Here is a 16,993-nt window from a genome sequence, read left to right as displayed (position 1 = left end):
ATCTTAATGCAAATTAATTTGACCACGCATAAGGCAACAATGCGGTATCTAATAAAAATGACAGTGGCAAATCTAAAATAGGTAAGCCCCATTTTGGTGCCATCTCTAAATCATAAGCCGCCCCCGCGTAAGGTGTGTATTTTTCCGATGGGTCAATTAATTTCACCACCGTACCACAACCAGTTAACGCTAAAAGTGCGGTTAAAATCAGAAGTGTTTTTTTCATTCACGACGTGCTTTTAAGGCTAAATAGACGGCTTCCGGCACCAGTTCTTTCACATCGCCATGATGCAAATAAATTTCTCGTACAATCGTGGAAGACACAAACGCCCATTTTTCTTTTGGTGGGAAAAACAAACTATCCACACCATCTGTTAATAAACGGTTTAATGCAGCCAGTTGTAATTCATATTCAAAATCCGTCGTTGTACGCACGCCACGAATAATGGCGGTAATCTTTTTCGCTTTGATTTCATTTGCGAGTAAATCAGAGAATCCAAATACTTCCACATTGGGTAAATGAGCGACCGATTGACGCACGAGTTCAACGCGCTCCTCCAATGAAAACAATGGCTTTTTGCTCGGACTATCCGCAACCGCGACAAAAACTTTCGGAAAAATGACCGCACTTCGCGCAATAATATCTAAATGCCCGTTGGTAATCGGATCAAACGTGCCAGGGTAAATTATGCTTGTCATTTATGGTTCTCCGAAATATTGGTTAAATAAGGATGAAGCAAATCTAAAAGACGCTGTAATGCGCCACGATTTTCGATTAATACTTCATAGCCTGCATTGCCTAAACGCTGACGTGCTTCTTTTGAATTCAATAACTTATCAATAATCTCTGCCAACGCTTTCTCTGTGGAGTTGATTTGTAACACACCTTGTACTTCTAAGAGCGAGGTAAAAACTTCAGGAAAATTGAAAGTATACTTTCCGCTCACAACGGGTAATTTAAACGCTAAAGGCTCAAGCGGATTATGTCCTCCGTGTTTGACCAGACTTCCGCCGACAAACGCAATATCTGAAATGCCATACATCAACATCAACTCGCCCATGGTATCACCCAGAATCACTTGGGTATTTTCTGAAGGAGTCTCACCTGTTGAACGTCGAATAAAGTGAAAGTTGGCTTTTTCTATTAAATCTGCCACCGGATTAAAACGTTCAGGATGACGAGGTACAAGCAATAACAGCAAGTTTGGATGTTTTTTCAGTAACAAATGATGCGCTTGTAAAATGAGTTCTTCTTCTCCTTCGTGCGTACTCGCGGCAATCCAAATCTGACGGTCTTTAGCCCAGCTCTCATGAAGCGTTGCAATGTCTTTGAGTAACTCATCACTGACCACAAGATCATATTTAATATTGCCAGTTAATTGAAGGCGATCTTTCTCATAACCTAACTCTAAATAACGCTTTCCACTGATGCTATCTTGCGGTGCAATCAGGCTAATTTGAGAGAACATTCTTTGTAAGCGTTTTTTTACCTTGCCATAACGTCTGGCTGAACGTGCAGAAAGGCGTGCATTGGCGACAATGAAAGGAATATCTCGACGAGCCAAACAATCAATCAAATTTGGCCAAAGTTCCGTTTCAATCACAATGAATACTTTAGGTTGAATAAAATCAATAAAACGATTGATGACACAAGGTAAATCGTAAGGCAAATAACAATGTGCCACAGTTTCCCCGAACGCCGCTTTTACGCGTTCAGAGCCTGTTGGCGTGACCGTTGTAAATGTAATCGGTAAATGCGGATAGTCCTTCTGAATACGTTTTACTAGCGGCGTGGCGGCAATCACTTCACCGACTGATGCCGCATGAATGACGATCCCATCTTGTGTAGGCTTAGCAAGATTCGCATAAATGCCATATCGCTCGCCTAAACGCTTGCGATAATTCGGCGCCTTGAGACTTCGTAGTAACATGAATAGCAGCACAAAAGGCTGAATTAGATACATCAGGCAGGTATAAAAAAAACGCCACATAAAATAAATTCGGTTATACTTACAAAAACTTCGGCTAGTATAGCAAAAAAAGGATCAAAATATGCCAACAATTAGCGTTACCATGATTGTCAAAAATGAAGCAGCAGATCTTGCTCAATGTCTTGATACTGTAAAAGATTGGGTAGATGAAATCATTATTGTCGATTCAGGCAGTACTGATACCACCCAAGAAATCGCGGAACAATATGGTGCAAAATTTTATTCGCATTCTGATTGGCCTGGTTTTGGCCAACAACGCCAACGCGCACAACAATATGTCACCAGTGATTATGTTTTGTGGTTAGATGCCGATGAACGTGTCACACCCAAACTGCGTGAATCCATTCAACAAGCGATTCAACAAGATGTGCCAAATACGGTTTATGATATTCCTCGGGTAAGTGAAGTGTTTGGACGTAAAATTCGTCATTCCGGTTGGTACCCCGATTATGTGGTGCGTTTATATCGTACAAATTATGCAGGATATAATAATTCTCTGGTACATGAAAAAGTGGTTTATCCTGAAAACACGAAAGTACAGAAATTAACTGGGGATTTAGAACATTTCACTTATAAAAGCATTCATCACTATTTAGTAAAATCTGCGGGCTACGCCAAAGCCTGGGCAGACCAACGCCAAGCTAAAGGGAAAAAAGCAACCTTATGGCAAGGTGTCAGTCATGCCATCGGCTGCTTTGTCAAAATGTACATTTTAAAAGCTGGTTTCTTAGATGGAAAACAAGGTTTCCTGCTAGCAGTACTTTCAGCCCACTCCACCTTTGTGAAGTATGCTGATTTATGGGAACGCGATCAACACTAATCAAAAACAAAAAAGTGCGGTGAATTTTCACCGCACTTTTGGGATTTATTCATGATGGGAAAATCCCATCATAAACGATTACGCTATTACCATTGGTAACCTACGCCAACTCCGGCACCCACATCACCACTGGTGTTTGCGTTACCTTGAAGTTTTAAGATTACTTTACCGTTATCACTAATACGAGAGTAACCTACAGCTAAAGCGTTTTGACCTTTGAAGGTACCCGCTGCTGCTGCCACCATTGCTCTACCCTGAGTATAAGCTTGTGGTAATGCTGCTGCCGCATTCGCACCTGCAATACCTGCACGCGCTTGTTTGCTGTGTTTGTTTACTTTTCTGTCTAAGTAATCATTACTGTTGTTTAAGTTCTTGATAACAGAATGTAATTGACTACCATTTACTGCATCAGTTGAAGTTTCAGAGATTACACCTGGTGCAACATTTTGGATTTGAGCTTCGTTACCTTTATCACCTACAGAAACCACACGAGTGTCTGGACCTGTTTTACCAGCAACAGTTGCTGAAGGATCAATACTATAACTACCAACATTTGCTTTACCAGCTTTCGCTCTAGCTCCGATTGCTACTGAGCCTTGAGCTGCTGTTGGAGCGACTTCAGCGCCATTCCCAATCGCAATTGCATCTTTTGCAGCCGCGTTACTATTTCCACCAATCGCAACACTGTTTTCACCTGTTGCTTTAGCTGCTGGAACAGTATTTTTGGTATTGGTTTTAAAGTGTTTATTGCCAACAGTTACCGTCATCTTAGTATTAGTATCATCTAACTTACCTTCTACTGTGATGCCTGTACCTTCCTCAGCTTTGAAATCAACTACATCAGCATTTTTCACTGCTGTTGCTTTTTGGTTATCTGAAGTTGAAACTACCCAACCAAAGTTTTTCGCATCAGCAACAGTTAATACATTACTATCTTTAGAACCCTCTAAATTCGCTAAGCCGTTAATTGCATCCTTGTATGCAGGCGATTTTTCACCAGCAGTTTGGTCATCATAGTTTTTTGTACCTTTACCAACATTTGTGACAGCCACAGGATCACCAGCTGTCTTAGCAAGTGAATTCGGGTTATTCATTGAGATAATTACGTTAGAAACTGGAGTTAATTCTTTAGCTTTTGCAACATTATCTTCAGTCGTACCTGCCGGATACCATTTATCATTAATTTTCACAGCATCTTCAGGATAATATCCATTTCCACCTGGTTGTAATTTATTACCATTTTCATCGGTATAAACTGCAGGAAGCGAATTTGGTTTTGTTGGTGCATAGACATCAACATAAACAGTTGTTTTATCCACGCCAGTAGTTTCATCGCGTTTAGTTACAGCTCTAACTCGAGTTCCATGGCCATCTGCAAAGTTAATTACATCATTTGGTGTTACTTTCTCATATTTGGTAGTATCATTTTCATCAGGATTTTTCTTTAAAGTTGAAAGTCCATTTTGTTGAACGTAGAAACCAGATTTATTCACTGTTTGATCTAACTGGTCTTTATTTACCGCTTGATCTGGTTTAGTCGCCCAACCCACGTTATTTAACTGAACACCATTTTTCCCTGCGGTAATCTCATCCTTAGATTCAGGTTTAGTTGCGTCATAAACAGTCGCAGTAATATTACCTTTATCATCATAAGTATAAGTATTACCTTTTTCGTACGGCTTATTATTTGAATCTTTTAAGGTTGCACCTTGTTTTACAATAGGTGTATTGGCAGGAATTGGATCAACACCATTCTTAGGCATGCCATTTTCCATATCACCTTTCTTATACCATTTACCATCGTTGGCTTTTACTACATTGACATCGTTACCACCTACATTTGCGGTTGTTGTAGTGTAATCAACAGGTGAATCAACCGAAATGTTTATGGTACGAACATTGCCCACGTTTGAACCTTTCACATCTACATTGCCTGTACCAACAAAGTTAACAGTATGTCCAACTGACACATTATTTTTATAGTCATTACCAGATGCAGTAACGTTCCAACCAGCATTAACATAATTATTTAAATTAGTAAGTGCAGTAGTTACATTTGGCGCTGTTATAGCTGGTTTACCTTTATTATAATCACTACCATCAGCAATTGTTAATGGTTGTGAGAATTTATTTTTTACAGTTCCATCTTCATTCAAATCTACACCTAAAGTATCAGCAAGGCCTTCTGCTACATTACCTAACGTTTTTGCAACGCTATAAAGTTGAGAACCATTTAACGCATCAGTTGAGTCTGCCGTTATTCGGCCAGCAGCAACATGCTTAATTTGGCGCTCATTATCTTCTGAACCAACAGAAACAAAGTTACCTTGCTTATCGCTTGCTGCAGCTGTATTTTTCCCTTTGTTATTTGTTCCGCCCAAATCACCAGCGAAACCAGTATAAGTTAACTTTGATTTATCGCCAATTTTTGCAGAGTGTACCGCAATAACCGGATCTTCTGCAGAGCTGTTATGACCTAATACAACAGCACCATCACGGCCTGCGGCTACAGTTATATTAGAACCAAGAGTCGATACATTTGCACTTGATACATTTGTACCACTACCAACAGCGACTGTTCCAACTCCATTTACTTTAGTTTCTGTACCCACACCGATAGCATTTTGGCCTGAAATAACAGCCGCTCTACCAATTGAAATTGATGAATGGGAATTAGCTTTAGAATTTACACCAATTGATGTTGCATAATTAGCCAAAGCTGCAGCCGTATTACCCAATGCTGTACCTTGCCACTCAGCCGTTGTATTCGTACCTACCGCTGTTGAGCCATCACTATTTGCTTTTGCTACTTTACCTAAAGCAGTTGAATTTAATCCATCGGCAAACGAATGAGCCCCTATAGCTGTACCACCTTGACCTATTGCTAATGAATAAGCACCTAATGCAACAGCCGCATTCTGAGCATTTGAGCCACCGCCACTTGCATGTGCCATCAAACCAATCGCAACATGAGCATTCCCACCTGTAGTTGAATCTGCCCCACCAGAAACGGCCCCATTACCAATTGCAATACCATCATAAGCATTTACCGTTGCCCCTGCGACATTGTTACTTAAACCAGTTTTAGCTTTATAATTATCATTTCCATAAAATTGATCTGTTACTTTATTTGTTGCAATTGATAACTGCCCCAACTCACCTGCTTCACTTACTACATTCGCAGCCTCAACGCCAGTAGCTGCCATTAAAAGAGCGGTAGAAATTGCCGCTAATTTTACAGATTTTGATTTACCTTTTGCGGACGCTAATTCACCCACAACAGTCCAAGTTTGAGTTGCGTGATTCCAAATTACTTTGAAAATGTTGTTCATTCAGGTTTTCTCCTAGTATTAAAATAGATAACAGCGGTTTTCGCTGTCGAGCATAACGAATAGATAAACAGCCTTGTTTATCAGATTAACGTCTTTTATAACAAATCTGTCTATAAAATACGCTATTTAAATTTCGCACGAATTCTACAAGCAATTAAAACAAATGAAAAGTATCTTTACCAAACTTTACAATTTTTACATTGTAAATCATTAACTTTACATTCAATCTCTGTGAATAACGGATAACTTTATAATGTAATTGCGGTAAAATCTGCTCCGACCACATTTTTATTAAATGAGAGAAAAATATGCTATCAAAAGAACGTTTATCCCAACTTATCGAAATGGAAAGTATTTTAGATGAAGCAAATAGTTTTCTTGCCGAGGCAGCGCAATTCTTGGAAAAATGGCAGGCGTTTTTGCCCAAAATGAAACGCTTAGAACATTATTACTTCGAAGGCGATTGGCGAGAGGATTTTGAGGCTTACGAAAATGGCGAAGTACCAAAAGACCAACCTTGCGGCGTACTTTCTGAAGATTTAGTTTTTAATGCCAGTGTTGCACAACAGGGCTTGGCGATTGAGTATTTGAAAGTAGTGACGAAAATTCTCGATCAAACGAACGGAAAGTAATTGGCAATACAGTTTGCTTGAATTCATAAACAAAGTGCGGTGAAAATTCACCGCACTTTTTTTGTTATTCTAATTAACTAAAAATTAATTTTTCGCTGCTGCCGCTGCTTTTACAATTACTGCAAATGCTGGTGCTTTTAATGATGCGCCACCCACTAATGCACCGTCGATGTCTGGCTGAGTAAATAATTCAGCGGCATTTGCATCATTTACAGAACCGCCGTATTGAATGATCACTTGATCTGCTACAGCTTGTGATTTTGCTGCGATGTGCCCACGGATAAATGCATGAACGGCTTGTGCTTGTGCTGGGGTCGCAGATTTACCAGTACCAATCGCCCAGATTGGTTCATAAGCGATCACTGCACCGTTGAATGCTTCAACACCTAATGCGTTGATCACTGCATCAATTTGACGTGCACACACTTCTTCTGTTTTGCCTGCTTCGTTTTCTGCTTCAGTTTCACCGATACATAATACTGGTACTAAACCAGCTTCTTTTAATGCACCAAATTTTTTCGCTACGAATTCGTCGCTTTCTTTGTGGTAAGTACGACGCTCAGAATGGCCAATAATGATGTATTTTGCACCGAAATCTTTTAACATTTCGCTAGAAATATCACCAGTAAATGCACCTTTCACATTGATATCTACGTTTTGTGCACCTAATTGAACCACACTTTTACCGCCACAGCTGCAACCACAACCAGAAAGTGCAGCTTCAGCCGTACCTAAATACATAACGGGTGGGGCAATTGCTACATCACAACCTGTTACATCATGTAATTCTGCTTTTAATCCCTCGATTAATTCTTTGGTGAACGCTTTGGAACCGTTTAATTTCCAGTTACCCATCACTAAAGGACGACGTGCCATTTTTGTTTCTCCATATTGAATAAATAAAAAGTGTGTTTACTATACCAAACTTTAGGCAGATTTCTTTGTGCAAAATCACATTTTGAAAATTTTTTTGGGTAAATGATGATTATTTTGTGCTAAAAAGCTACAATCTACTGTATGGAACCGATAAAAAATAACCAATTTTATAAATAAACGGAAAATAGGTCTGGTAACAATGAAAATTTTCAAAGCCGAACAATGGAATATAGAAGTGCTTGCTCCACTCTTTGAAGCCTATCGACTTGCCAACGGAATGAGTGAAAATCCTGACCGCACTTTAACCTTTTTAACGAATCGTATACGTTTTAATGAAAGCATGTTTTTTGTTGCTGTAAACGAAAACTCACAGGCGATTGGTTTTATTCAACTTTATCCTCGCTTATCCTCTTTACAACTACAACGCTATTGGCAATTAACCGATATTTTTGTAAACGAAGATAAACATCAAACCGATATTTATGCTGCCCTTATTTCTAAAGCGAAAGAGTTTGTCCGTTATACACAATCTAATCGTTTAGTGGCGGAATTGAGTCAAGCTCAACAGAATATTTTAGAACGCGAAGGATTTAAGCTAAACACGAAAAAAAGTTTGTTTGAATTAACTCTCTAATGCATACACTCCTCAATCAATATTGGGATTACTTGCGAATTGAACGCCAAGTAAGCCCACATACGCTCACCAATTATCAACATCAACTGGATGCAATTTTAGCGATTTTGGCTGAAAAAGGTATTCAGCACTGGCAGCAAGTGAATCCTAGTGTGGTTCGTCTTATTTTGGCGGAAAGCCGTAAGCAAGGTTTAAAAGAAAAAAGCTTAGCATTACGTTTGTCTGCTCTTCGTCAGTTCTTCAGCTATCTTGTGCAGCAAGGTCAAATGAAAGTAAATCCAGCAACGGGGATTTCAGCGCCGAAACAAGGCAAACATTTACCAAAAAATATTGATGCTGAACAGGTCCAAAAATTGCTTTCAAATGATAGCAAAGATCCCATTGATTTACGTGATCGTGCAATGATGGAACTGATGTATAGCTCAGGGCTTCGCTTATCTGAATTACAAGGATTAAACCTCAATAGTATTAACACTCGTGTACGTGAAGTGAGAGTAATTGGTAAAGGAAACAAAGAACGTATTGTGCCTTTTGGACGTTATGCTTCTCATGCAATTCAGCAATGGTTGAAGGTACGCGCTTTATTTAATCCAAAAGATGACGCGCTTTTTGTGAGTCAACAGGGAAATCGCCTCACGCACCGTTCAATTCAAAAACGAATGGAAACCTGGGGTATTCGCCAAGGATTAAATAGTCATCTCAACCCACATAAACTACGTCACTCTTTTGCAACGCATATGCTGGAAGCAAGTTCGGATCTGCGGGCTGTTCAAGAGCTTTTAGGGCACAGTAATTTGTCCACCACACAAATTTATACGCATTTAAATTTCCAACATCTTGCAGAAGTGTATGATCAAGCTCATCCACGTGCAAAACGAAAAAAATAAAGTGCGGTCAAAAAATCATTATGTTTTTTAACCGCACGTCTAAACAAAAAGGCGACCTTTCGGTAGCCTTTATTCATTTCACTATAAGCTAAACGCTTGAATATAAGGAAGTTTACCTTTCTTCAGCATGTCTTCAATACCGCTTTGATGGTCATTTTCACCTAAGCCACGTAATTCAAAGATAACACCAATGCTGTTGTCATAAACCACTTGATCATCATGTTGATTTTGTCGACTCGTGACATAACGTCTCGCCCCTACGCCAACAGACCAACAGCACGAGTTATATTGCACACCCACATATTGCTCAACCGGTTTTTTCAATGCAATATCTTGATAGTATTTTCCGACAAGCGCCCAGTTATCCGAGACTTCCCATGCCGCTACGACACCGACCTGTTTAATATCTTGTTGGTAACGGTTTGCGGAAGCGCCCAAGTTTTGGTTGATATACTCTTTACTTGCGTAGCGATAATTTAACTGAATCAGATTGTTCTTCATCGGGTTAAATTCCAAACTGCTATTTGCCAATGATGCTTTATCTTGCAACGTATCATATTGGTAGCTACCGCGCCAATTCCATTTATCACTAATTTTCCAGTTAGATTCCAACGCCCAAGAAGAAGAGGATTTTGATGTACGATTATTTGGATTATCATCAATTTTTGATGCCGTTAAATAATAAATTTGTCCTGCGGAGAAGTTAAAACGCTCATCGGCATTTTTATCATAAAAACGAGTTGTACCACCAAGCGTTATTTGATTGGCGGATGAAATACGGTCTAAACCACTATAACGACGATCTCGGAACAAAGAATAATAATCTTGTTGGACTAACGCTGAATCATAACCAAAGCCAAGATAGTCATTAACTAACTTAGAGCCAATATTGCTTTGATCCTTATATGGTCGATATAAGTATTGAATATGAGGTTCAAGCGTTTGTGTATAGCTATCAAATAAGGTTTTATTGCTTGCTAAAACCGTTTGTAAATCTACTTTTAATTGTGGCAATACACGATTTACTGATTTTTGTACCTCTTCTGCAGAAGAAGATGAACCTTTTTTCTGGTTATAATGGGTCGCGTAAAGTTTAGTCTCAATATTCAAGCTACCATATTTATTTGACATCGCGGTTGCCAAACTTGGTTCAACATGAAAACGCCATGCTATCGGCATCAAGGTACTATCATTATCAAAACGTACTGCTTGTGAGAATAACTTGAAATCTACCCAACCGTTCGCCAAATCATTTTTGTAATAATTGAAGTCGATTTGTGGCAGCGCACGATAAGGCCCGATATCGACCTCATCAAAAATCTGGAACTGACGTGCTGAAATTGCGAAGTTGTAATTTGGTTTATAGTACGCAATACGTGCATATTGATTTGCATAACCATCAGTACTGTTACCATAATCTGAATCAAAATCAGTGAAATAACGTTTATCACTTACCTTAGTGTAATCAACATTTAAACGCCAATTTTCAAGAAAAGAGGAATTATGGTTCCAATAGAATAAATGACGCTTACGGTTATCACTGATGTACTCATCGTAACGATCACGTCCTAAATATTCGCCCGCCAGCTTACCTTCACCAACTGGTGTTAAATAACGAAACTCACCATTTAATTGCCAGCCACGACGAGACATATATTTTGGTGCAAATGTGGCATCGTAATTTGGTGCAATATTCCAATAAATCGGTTGTTTATACCAATAACCATCACGGCTAGAATGACCAACGGTTGGCATTAATAAACCTGAACGGCGACGATCACCAATCGGTAATTGCAGATAAGGAGTATAGAACACCGGCACACCTAATACTTTAAAACGTGCGTGCCAAAATTCGGCATATTCTTCTTTAATGTGCTGACGAATCTCAGAGGCATCTACCGCCCAAGCATTATCATCCGGTAAACAAGAGGTAAATGTCGCATTTTTCATTAAACGGTAATTATCACCTAACTCAATTTCTTGTGCTTTACCGCGGCCTTGACGTCCTACAAGTTGGTACTCTGCATCGATGACATTACCGTTTTTACTATCTAAATTAAAGCTCGCATCATTACCTAATAGATTGATTTGGTTGTCTTTATAATCAAAGCCACCACGTAAATAAGCCCAACGCTGAGCTTGATTGCCCTCACCTGTTTGTTTGACTTCAACTGAATTTCCAACCAGATGGCGGTTTCCTTGTTTCAAATCCACATCACCTTGATAAATCGCCTGAGTTGGCTGATTAATCTCTGCTTTATCTGCTTCAATATAAACCGGCAAATTATTAATATCACCTTTCACAACCTCACCAGTAAAATGAGGCACGCCAAGTAAACACTGAGAATGCAGATCTGCCAAACTTTGTTGACTATAAAGTGCGGTCAGAATTGAGATTGAAATTAAGGTATATTTTTTATTCATAATTCAGTTCTTATTCAGATGAAATTAGGGGGATTATACTGGAATATCACTTACAACAACAGCCATTTATATGGTCGTTGACTAACCCCACTGATTGCATAAAAGCGTAGCATGTCGTTTCGCCAACAAAGACAAAACCACGCTTTTTCAACGCTTTTGACATTGCTTTTGAGGTTTCAGTTCTGGCAGGTACTACAGAAATATCCGGTACATCATTGATAATCGGTTGATGATTCACAAACGACCACACAAAATCACTAAAATTTTCACCGCACTTTTCCATGGCTAAATAGGCTTTGGCATTTTTCACAATGGCTTCCAGTTTTGCTCGATGACGGATAAGTCCAGCATTTTCCATACAACGATCAATATTTTGTTCGGTCATTTGCGCAACTTTAATAGGATCAAATTGATGAAATGCAGCCCGATAGGCTTCACGTTTTTTCAAAATAGTAATCCAGGAAAGCCCCGCCTGCTGCCCTTCTAAACAGATTTTCTCAAACAGTTTTTGGCTGTCCAATTGTGGCTTTCCCCATTCCTTATCATGATAATCAATATAAATAGGTTGTTCGCCAACCCAAGGGCATCTTGTTATTTGTTGCATATTAAAACTTGACAAAATAAAACGTTTTGATATATTCCAAGCCAAGTGGATCGAGGGTGCTTGGTCGGCGTTATAGCTTCAGTGGGTTTCATTGAGGCTTTTCGCTTTTTAGGACTAAGGAAAATGTTTCAGTCCTTTTTTATCAAAATTTTCCCCCAGTATTTTTCTTCCACCTTCACAATAAAATTTCTTTTTAAGAATCTCAAAGGCTCGATTTGGCTGGTTGCTATCTAAAATATATCTTCCGATAGGCCTTGCTACCAAATCAGCCACCTGTAGTCCTACAGAATTAATCTGTTTTGGCACAATCTTTACTCGAAAAGGCAAAGGCTTTTTGAATTTATTTTGTCCGTCACAAATACGTAAAAATTCCAGCTCTAACTCTCTATCCTCATTACGTCCACGGCTTTCCACGGCAACAAAAGTGATTTTATCTTCTTGATGCTTTTCACAAACAAATTCGTATAGGGTTTCTAAGCAATGTTTGAGTGAAAAATGATAAGGGTGTGTTGTTTCATTTTGTGGCACTTTTCGCTTATCAATCGCACAGGCAGCAAGAATAAAATTAGTATTTTCAATAATAGATGAAATACGTTCCATAAAACCTTCACGCTGTTCACGAGAAGTAAAAATATTAAAATCGCCTTTTTCTTTACGGATTTCATGCTCATGCAATATCACCATATCATGACCAAAATAATCAAATTTTAGCTTCTGTATCTGTGGAACAATATTATTCCTATAATGATTTTTATAAAAAATACAGAATGCAAGCACAAACACAGGGTAGTTTTTGTCGATTGACTGTAAACTATGGTCTCCACTTTCATCGACATACACCATAAAGTCGCTGTATTTACTTTCCATTGTCAATTACCTTATTTTAATTGCTCATAAACCGCGACAAAATCTGGCATTACGCCTCGCCACAAATGGAATGAATGAGCCGCTTGAGCGACCAACATACCAAAACCATCGCTGACATTATTCAGACCTAAGGATTTACAATAGTCAATAAAAGGCGTGTCGCTGTCTTTGGCATATTGCATATCGTAAAAAGCTGAACCTAATTTTAAAATTTCAGTATCAACTGGAGCCGTTCCACCACTTAATCCAGCGGAAGTTGCATTAATCACTAAATCATAAGTTTGTAGCGGAATAGAATCCATTGAGGCGGCTTGAATATTGCCGTAAGGCTGAAATCTTTCAGCTAATTCTTTGGCTTTGGAGAAAGTGCGGTTGGCAAGGACAATATTTTGTTGAGCTTGTAAAAGTGGCAATAATACGCCTTTTGTTGCTCCGCCTGCTCCTAGAATTAATATGCGTTGATTTGGATGAAGCCAATTCAAACGTTGTAAATCTGTCACCAAACCGATCCCATCAGTGTTATCCGCATAAAGTTTCCCATCATCAAGTTTTTTTAGCGTATTACAGGCTTCCGCCAGTTTTGCTCGTTGGCTATATTCGTCTGCCAGCTGATAAGCTCGTTCTTTAAATGGTGCAGTGATATTGCAACCTTTCGCGCCCTCCTCAAAAAATGCCAAAAGCTGTTGCTCAAAATCCTCAAGATCACCTAATTTTGCAATATATTCCATTGTTTGATGCGTTTGCGCTGCTAACTGACTTTGAATTAGTGGCGATTTACTTTGCGCAATCGGATTGCCCCACACAGCATAAAGATCCATAAATTATCCCTGTCTAAAAAGTTGATTTGTGCGCAAGTCTCGAATTTCGGATGGATTATGCGCCCCGCCTACCATTTCATCCAATACAGGAAAATCTGCACCGAATTGTAACCGCACTTCATCGGCGGTGCGGCAAGGTGGCTCTCCTGTTAGGTTTGCACTCGTTGAAGTTAATGCAAAACCCGTGATTTCACACAAGGTTTTCACAGATGGGTGATCGCACAAACGTACCGCGATGCTATCAAATTTGCCCGTGAGAAAATGCGGGGTGGTCGATTTAGCTGGCACAATCCAAGTAGTTGGACGTTCATATTTACCTTGAAGGCGAGAAAGCTGCTCATCATTAATCCGCTCAAAATCAACAAAAGGACGGAAAAAATCCAAGCTAGGCGCCACTAAAATCAATCCTTTTTCCACTAGACGTTGCTTTAAATCGAGTAATTTTTTTACCGCACTTTCACTTTGCGGATTACAGCCCAAGCCAAATACAGCTTCAGTGGGATACGCAACCACTTGATTTTGTCGAAGGGCCTCGGCGATTTGTTTTCTATTCATTTCACTCTTTTACTTTTATTGCTCAAAAATATGACGGCAAGTTTTATTTGCACACTGAAAAATTTGTTTTTCCCCATCTTCACTTTTTAACAAAGAAAGTGGGAAATGGCACGTTGGGCAAGGCACGGTATAAGGCTTGGCAGGCAAAGAAAATTTACATTTAGGGAAATTATCGCAACCGTAAAAAATTTTTCCTTGGCGACCACGACGAGAAATCAAATGCCCCGTTTTACATTCAGGACAAGTAATTTTTTCCTCAGATTCAGATTCTTCCCGCACCACAAAATCACATTCAGGATAATGGCTACAACCAATAAACATCCCAAAACTGCCTTGTTTCAACTGCAATAAATTACCGCACTTTGGGCAAATTTCATCAAGTGTTTTTAATACTTTATGCTCCGATCGTTGCAAAGGACGCAAATAATCACATTCAGGATAAGCAGAGCAACCTAAAAACAGCCCTTTTTTGCCTTGTTTAATTTGCAAAGGCGCTCCACATTGAGGGCAATATTCCTGTTGTTTGCTATGATGAAAAAGGCTTTGATTCATAATCTATCCTTATGCTTGTAGCATTTCTTCCAATTCTTCCTGTGCAGTCATCCATTCCGTTTCGACATCATCTAATGCTTTCTTCACATACACTTGTTGAGCCAAAAGTGCGGTCAATTTTTCTTTATTTTCGGCATTATATAATTCGGCATCTGCCAGTTGATTTTCTATGTTCGCAAGCTCAGAAGAAAATTTATTCATTTTTTCTTCTAATTGCGTGATTTTTTTACGTAATGGCGCAGTTTGTTGGCGTAACTCTGCTTCACGGCGTTTTTGTTCCTTACGATTTTGAACCGAATTTTCATTATCGCCCACTTTTTCTGAGTCTTTATTTTCAGGCGTGCTGTTTTGTTCACTCAGCCATTTTTGATAGTCTTCTAAATCGCCTTTAAATTCTTCCACTTTTTTATCGTGAACCAAATAAAATTCTTCCACGGTATTGCGTAATAAATGACGATCGTGAGACACCACCACCAAAGAACCTTCGTAATCGACCAACGCTTCCGTTAATGCTTGACGCATATCCAAATCCAAATGGTTGGTTGGTTCATCAAGTAGTAACAGGTTCGGGCGTTGCCAAACAATCAAAGCCAACACCAAACGAGCTTTTTCCCCACCAGAAAAGGCTTTCACCGCTTGGTTAACTTTGTCGCCGTGGAACGCAAAACTGCCCAAATAATCTCGAACTTGTTGCTCCGTTTGTTCTGGGGCAAGTTTTTGCATATGCCACAGGGCAGATTCGTCTGCGCGCAAAGTATCTAATTGATGCTGAGCAAAATAGCCAAGCTGCACGCCTTTTGCCAACTGCACTGTGCCTGAAAGTGCGGTCAGTTCTCCCGCTAAAAGTTTAATCAGTGTTGATTTTCCTGCACCATTTTTACCGAGTAAACCAATGCGCGAACCCGGCACTAAATTCAACTTAATTTTACTTAAAATATCTACCGCACTTTCACCGCTGCCATAACCTGCGCTCGCCTGTTCAATCATCACCAAAGGATTTGGCAAGGATAGTGGTGGACGGAATTCAAAAGTAAAAGGATTATCCACATAAGCTGGTGCAATCAGTTCCATGCGCTCTAAGGCTTTCATGCGGCTTTGTGCTTGTTTGGCCTTAGTTGCTTTGGCTTTAAAGCGGTCGATATATTTTTGTAAATGAGAGATCTTTTGTTGTTGCTGACGATACATCGCTGTTTGTTGTGCCAATTTGGTTGCCCGTTGCACTTCAAAGGAAGAATAATCGCCCGAGTATTCATTGAACTTCTGATTTTCGATATGGAGAATTTTCGTCACAATCGGATCGAGAAAATCACGGTCGTGAGAAATTAATACTAAAGTGCCTTGATATTGCACTAACCAACGTTCTAACCAAATAACTGCATCCAAATCCAAATGGTTGGTCGGCTCATCCAGTAACAATAAATCTGACGGACAAAGCAATGCCTGAGCCAAATTTAAACGCATCCGCCAACCACCCGAAAAGGCCTTTACTGGCTGAGTTGTTTCTTCTTGGCTAAATCCTAAACCATGCAATAAAGAAGCGGCACGAGATTGAATTGTCCACGCATCCAAGGTTTCTAATTGCCCGTGAATGCGCGCAATGGCGTTACCGTCATTGCGTTCATTTGCTTGTTCAAGCTCTTGTTGCAAGCGGCAATATTCGCGATCCCCTTGAATTACATAATCAATCGCTGAAATATCCAATGCAGGCGTTTCTTGATTTACCCAAGATACCCGCCAATTTGCTGGGTAATTTATCTCGCCACCCTCTGGCGTTAATTCTTTTTTTAATAAGGAAAAAAGAGACGACTTACCACAACCATTCTTCCCCACCAAGCCGACTTTTTGCTTGGGATTAATCGTAGCAGAAGCATTTTCGAGAAGTTCCGTTTGCCCTCGTTTTAAGGACAGATTACTAAATACAATCATTGTTTAAATATATCTTTATTTACATCTATTTGGTTACATTTTACTCAAAATATAAAAAAAAACACAAGCAAGATC

The 16,993-nt window shown here is 39.5% G+C and carries 16 protein-coding genes; 4 read left to right on the top strand and 12 right to left on the bottom strand.

The genetic code is table 11. The features are described 5' to 3' along the window. Window positions 1-13: 13 nt before the first annotated feature. Genes DX522_RS06195 through waaA form a run of 3 tightly spaced genes read right to left on the bottom strand, consistent with a single transcriptional unit; the run spans window position 14 to window position 1,991 of the window. Complete coding sequence (locus DX522_RS06195; protein WP_070775236.1) at window positions 14-226, bottom strand: lipoprotein; 213 nt, start codon at window positions 224-226, stop codon at window positions 14-16. Next, window positions 223-699: a pantetheine-phosphate adenylyltransferase gene (gene coaD / locus DX522_RS06190; protein WP_115180181.1), complete on the bottom strand. Its 477-nt coding sequence runs from the start codon at window positions 697-699 to the stop codon at window positions 223-225. The genes DX522_RS06195 and coaD overlap by 4 nt, the downstream gene beginning before the upstream one ends. Continuing rightward, window positions 696-1,991, bottom strand: a complete 1,296-nt coding sequence (gene waaA, locus DX522_RS06185) for a lipid IV(A) 3-deoxy-D-manno-octulosonic acid transferase (protein ID WP_115180180.1) — start codon at window positions 1,989-1,991, stop codon at window positions 696-698. Before waaA ends, coaD begins: the two co-directional genes overlap by 4 nt. A gap of 61 nt (window positions 1,992-2,052) precedes the next feature. Between waaA and DX522_RS06180 the strand changes: the two genes are divergently transcribed. After that, window positions 2,053-2,811, top strand: a complete 759-nt coding sequence (locus tag DX522_RS06180; protein WP_115180179.1) for a glycosyltransferase family 2 protein — start codon at window positions 2,053-2,055, stop codon at window positions 2,809-2,811. Window positions 2,812-2,897: 86 nt separating this feature from the next. Here DX522_RS06180 and DX522_RS06175 read toward each other — a convergent pair whose 3' ends face one another. Beyond that, a complete protein-coding gene (locus tag DX522_RS06175; RefSeq protein ID WP_115180178.1) occupies window positions 2,898-6,143 on the bottom strand; it encodes a YadA-like family protein in 3,246 nt (1,081 codons plus the stop codon). A 308-nt stretch (window positions 6,144-6,451) separates the two neighbouring features. Here DX522_RS06175 and DX522_RS06170 point away from each other — a divergent pair, with 308 nt between their 5' ends. Further along, entirely contained in the window at window positions 6,452-6,775 is a 324-nt protein-coding gene (locus DX522_RS06170; protein ID WP_115180177.1) for a DUF4298 domain-containing protein, read from the top strand. An 84-nt stretch (window positions 6,776-6,859) separates the two neighbouring features. On the opposite strand, the gene tpiA is transcribed toward DX522_RS06170, so the two are convergent. Continuing rightward, on the bottom strand, window positions 6,860-7,651 hold the full coding sequence (gene tpiA / locus DX522_RS06165; RefSeq protein WP_065249271.1) for a triose-phosphate isomerase: 792 nt from the start codon (window positions 7,649-7,651) through the stop codon (window positions 6,860-6,862). Window positions 7,652-7,850: 199 nt separating this feature from the next. Here tpiA and DX522_RS06160 point away from each other — a divergent pair, with 199 nt between their 5' ends. Further along, entirely contained in the window at window positions 7,851-8,285 is a 435-nt protein-coding gene (locus DX522_RS06160; RefSeq protein ID WP_115180176.1) for a GNAT family N-acetyltransferase, read from the top strand. Then, a complete protein-coding gene (xerC, locus tag DX522_RS06155; protein ID WP_115180175.1) occupies window positions 8,285-9,172 on the top strand; it encodes a tyrosine recombinase XerC in 888 nt (295 codons plus the stop codon). The genes DX522_RS06160 and xerC overlap by 1 nt, the downstream gene beginning before the upstream one ends. 81 nt (window positions 9,173-9,253) lie before the next feature. On the opposite strand, the gene lptD is transcribed toward xerC, so the two are convergent. The 7 genes from lptD to DX522_RS06120 form a co-directional block, all read right to left on the bottom strand. Beyond that, window positions 9,254-11,596 carry an LPS assembly protein LptD gene (lptD, locus tag DX522_RS06150; protein ID WP_115180174.1) on the bottom strand — a complete coding sequence of 781 codons (2,343 nt, stop codon included), beginning with the start codon at window positions 11,594-11,596 and terminating at the stop codon, window positions 9,254-9,256. 46 nt (window positions 11,597-11,642) lie between these two features. Further along, window positions 11,643-12,200 carry a DNA-3-methyladenine glycosylase I gene (locus DX522_RS06145; RefSeq protein WP_115180173.1) on the bottom strand — a complete coding sequence of 186 codons (558 nt, stop codon included), beginning with the start codon at window positions 12,198-12,200 and terminating at the stop codon, window positions 11,643-11,645. A 114-nt stretch (window positions 12,201-12,314) separates the two neighbouring features. Beyond that, entirely contained in the window at window positions 12,315-13,067 is a 753-nt protein-coding gene (locus tag DX522_RS06140) for a DUF3800 domain-containing protein (protein WP_115180172.1), read from the bottom strand. Between the two features lie 11 nt (window positions 13,068-13,078). After that, window positions 13,079-13,885 carry a shikimate dehydrogenase gene (gene aroE / locus DX522_RS06135; protein WP_115180171.1) on the bottom strand — a complete coding sequence of 269 codons (807 nt, stop codon included), beginning with the start codon at window positions 13,883-13,885 and terminating at the stop codon, window positions 13,079-13,081. A gap of 3 nt (window positions 13,886-13,888) precedes the next feature. Further along, window positions 13,889-14,440: a Sua5/YciO/YrdC/YwlC family protein gene (locus DX522_RS06130; protein ID WP_115180170.1), complete on the bottom strand. Its 552-nt coding sequence runs from the start codon at window positions 14,438-14,440 to the stop codon at window positions 13,889-13,891. A gap of 15 nt (window positions 14,441-14,455) precedes the next feature. Further along, window positions 14,456-14,992, bottom strand: a complete 537-nt coding sequence (locus DX522_RS06125; protein WP_115180169.1) for a topoisomerase DNA-binding C4 zinc finger domain-containing protein — start codon at window positions 14,990-14,992, stop codon at window positions 14,456-14,458. Between the two features lie 9 nt (window positions 14,993-15,001). Then, window positions 15,002-16,918, bottom strand: a complete 1,917-nt coding sequence (locus DX522_RS06120; protein ID WP_115180168.1) for an ABC transporter ATP-binding protein — start codon at window positions 16,916-16,918, stop codon at window positions 15,002-15,004. Window positions 16,919-16,993: the final 75 nt, after the last annotated feature.

The sequence above is a fragment of the Haemophilus parainfluenzae genome, assembly GCF_900450995.1.
Classification (GTDB): domain Bacteria; phylum Pseudomonadota; class Gammaproteobacteria; order Enterobacterales; family Pasteurellaceae; genus Haemophilus_D; species Haemophilus_D parainfluenzae_O.
This window is presented reverse-complemented; position numbering and strand designations above follow the sequence as displayed.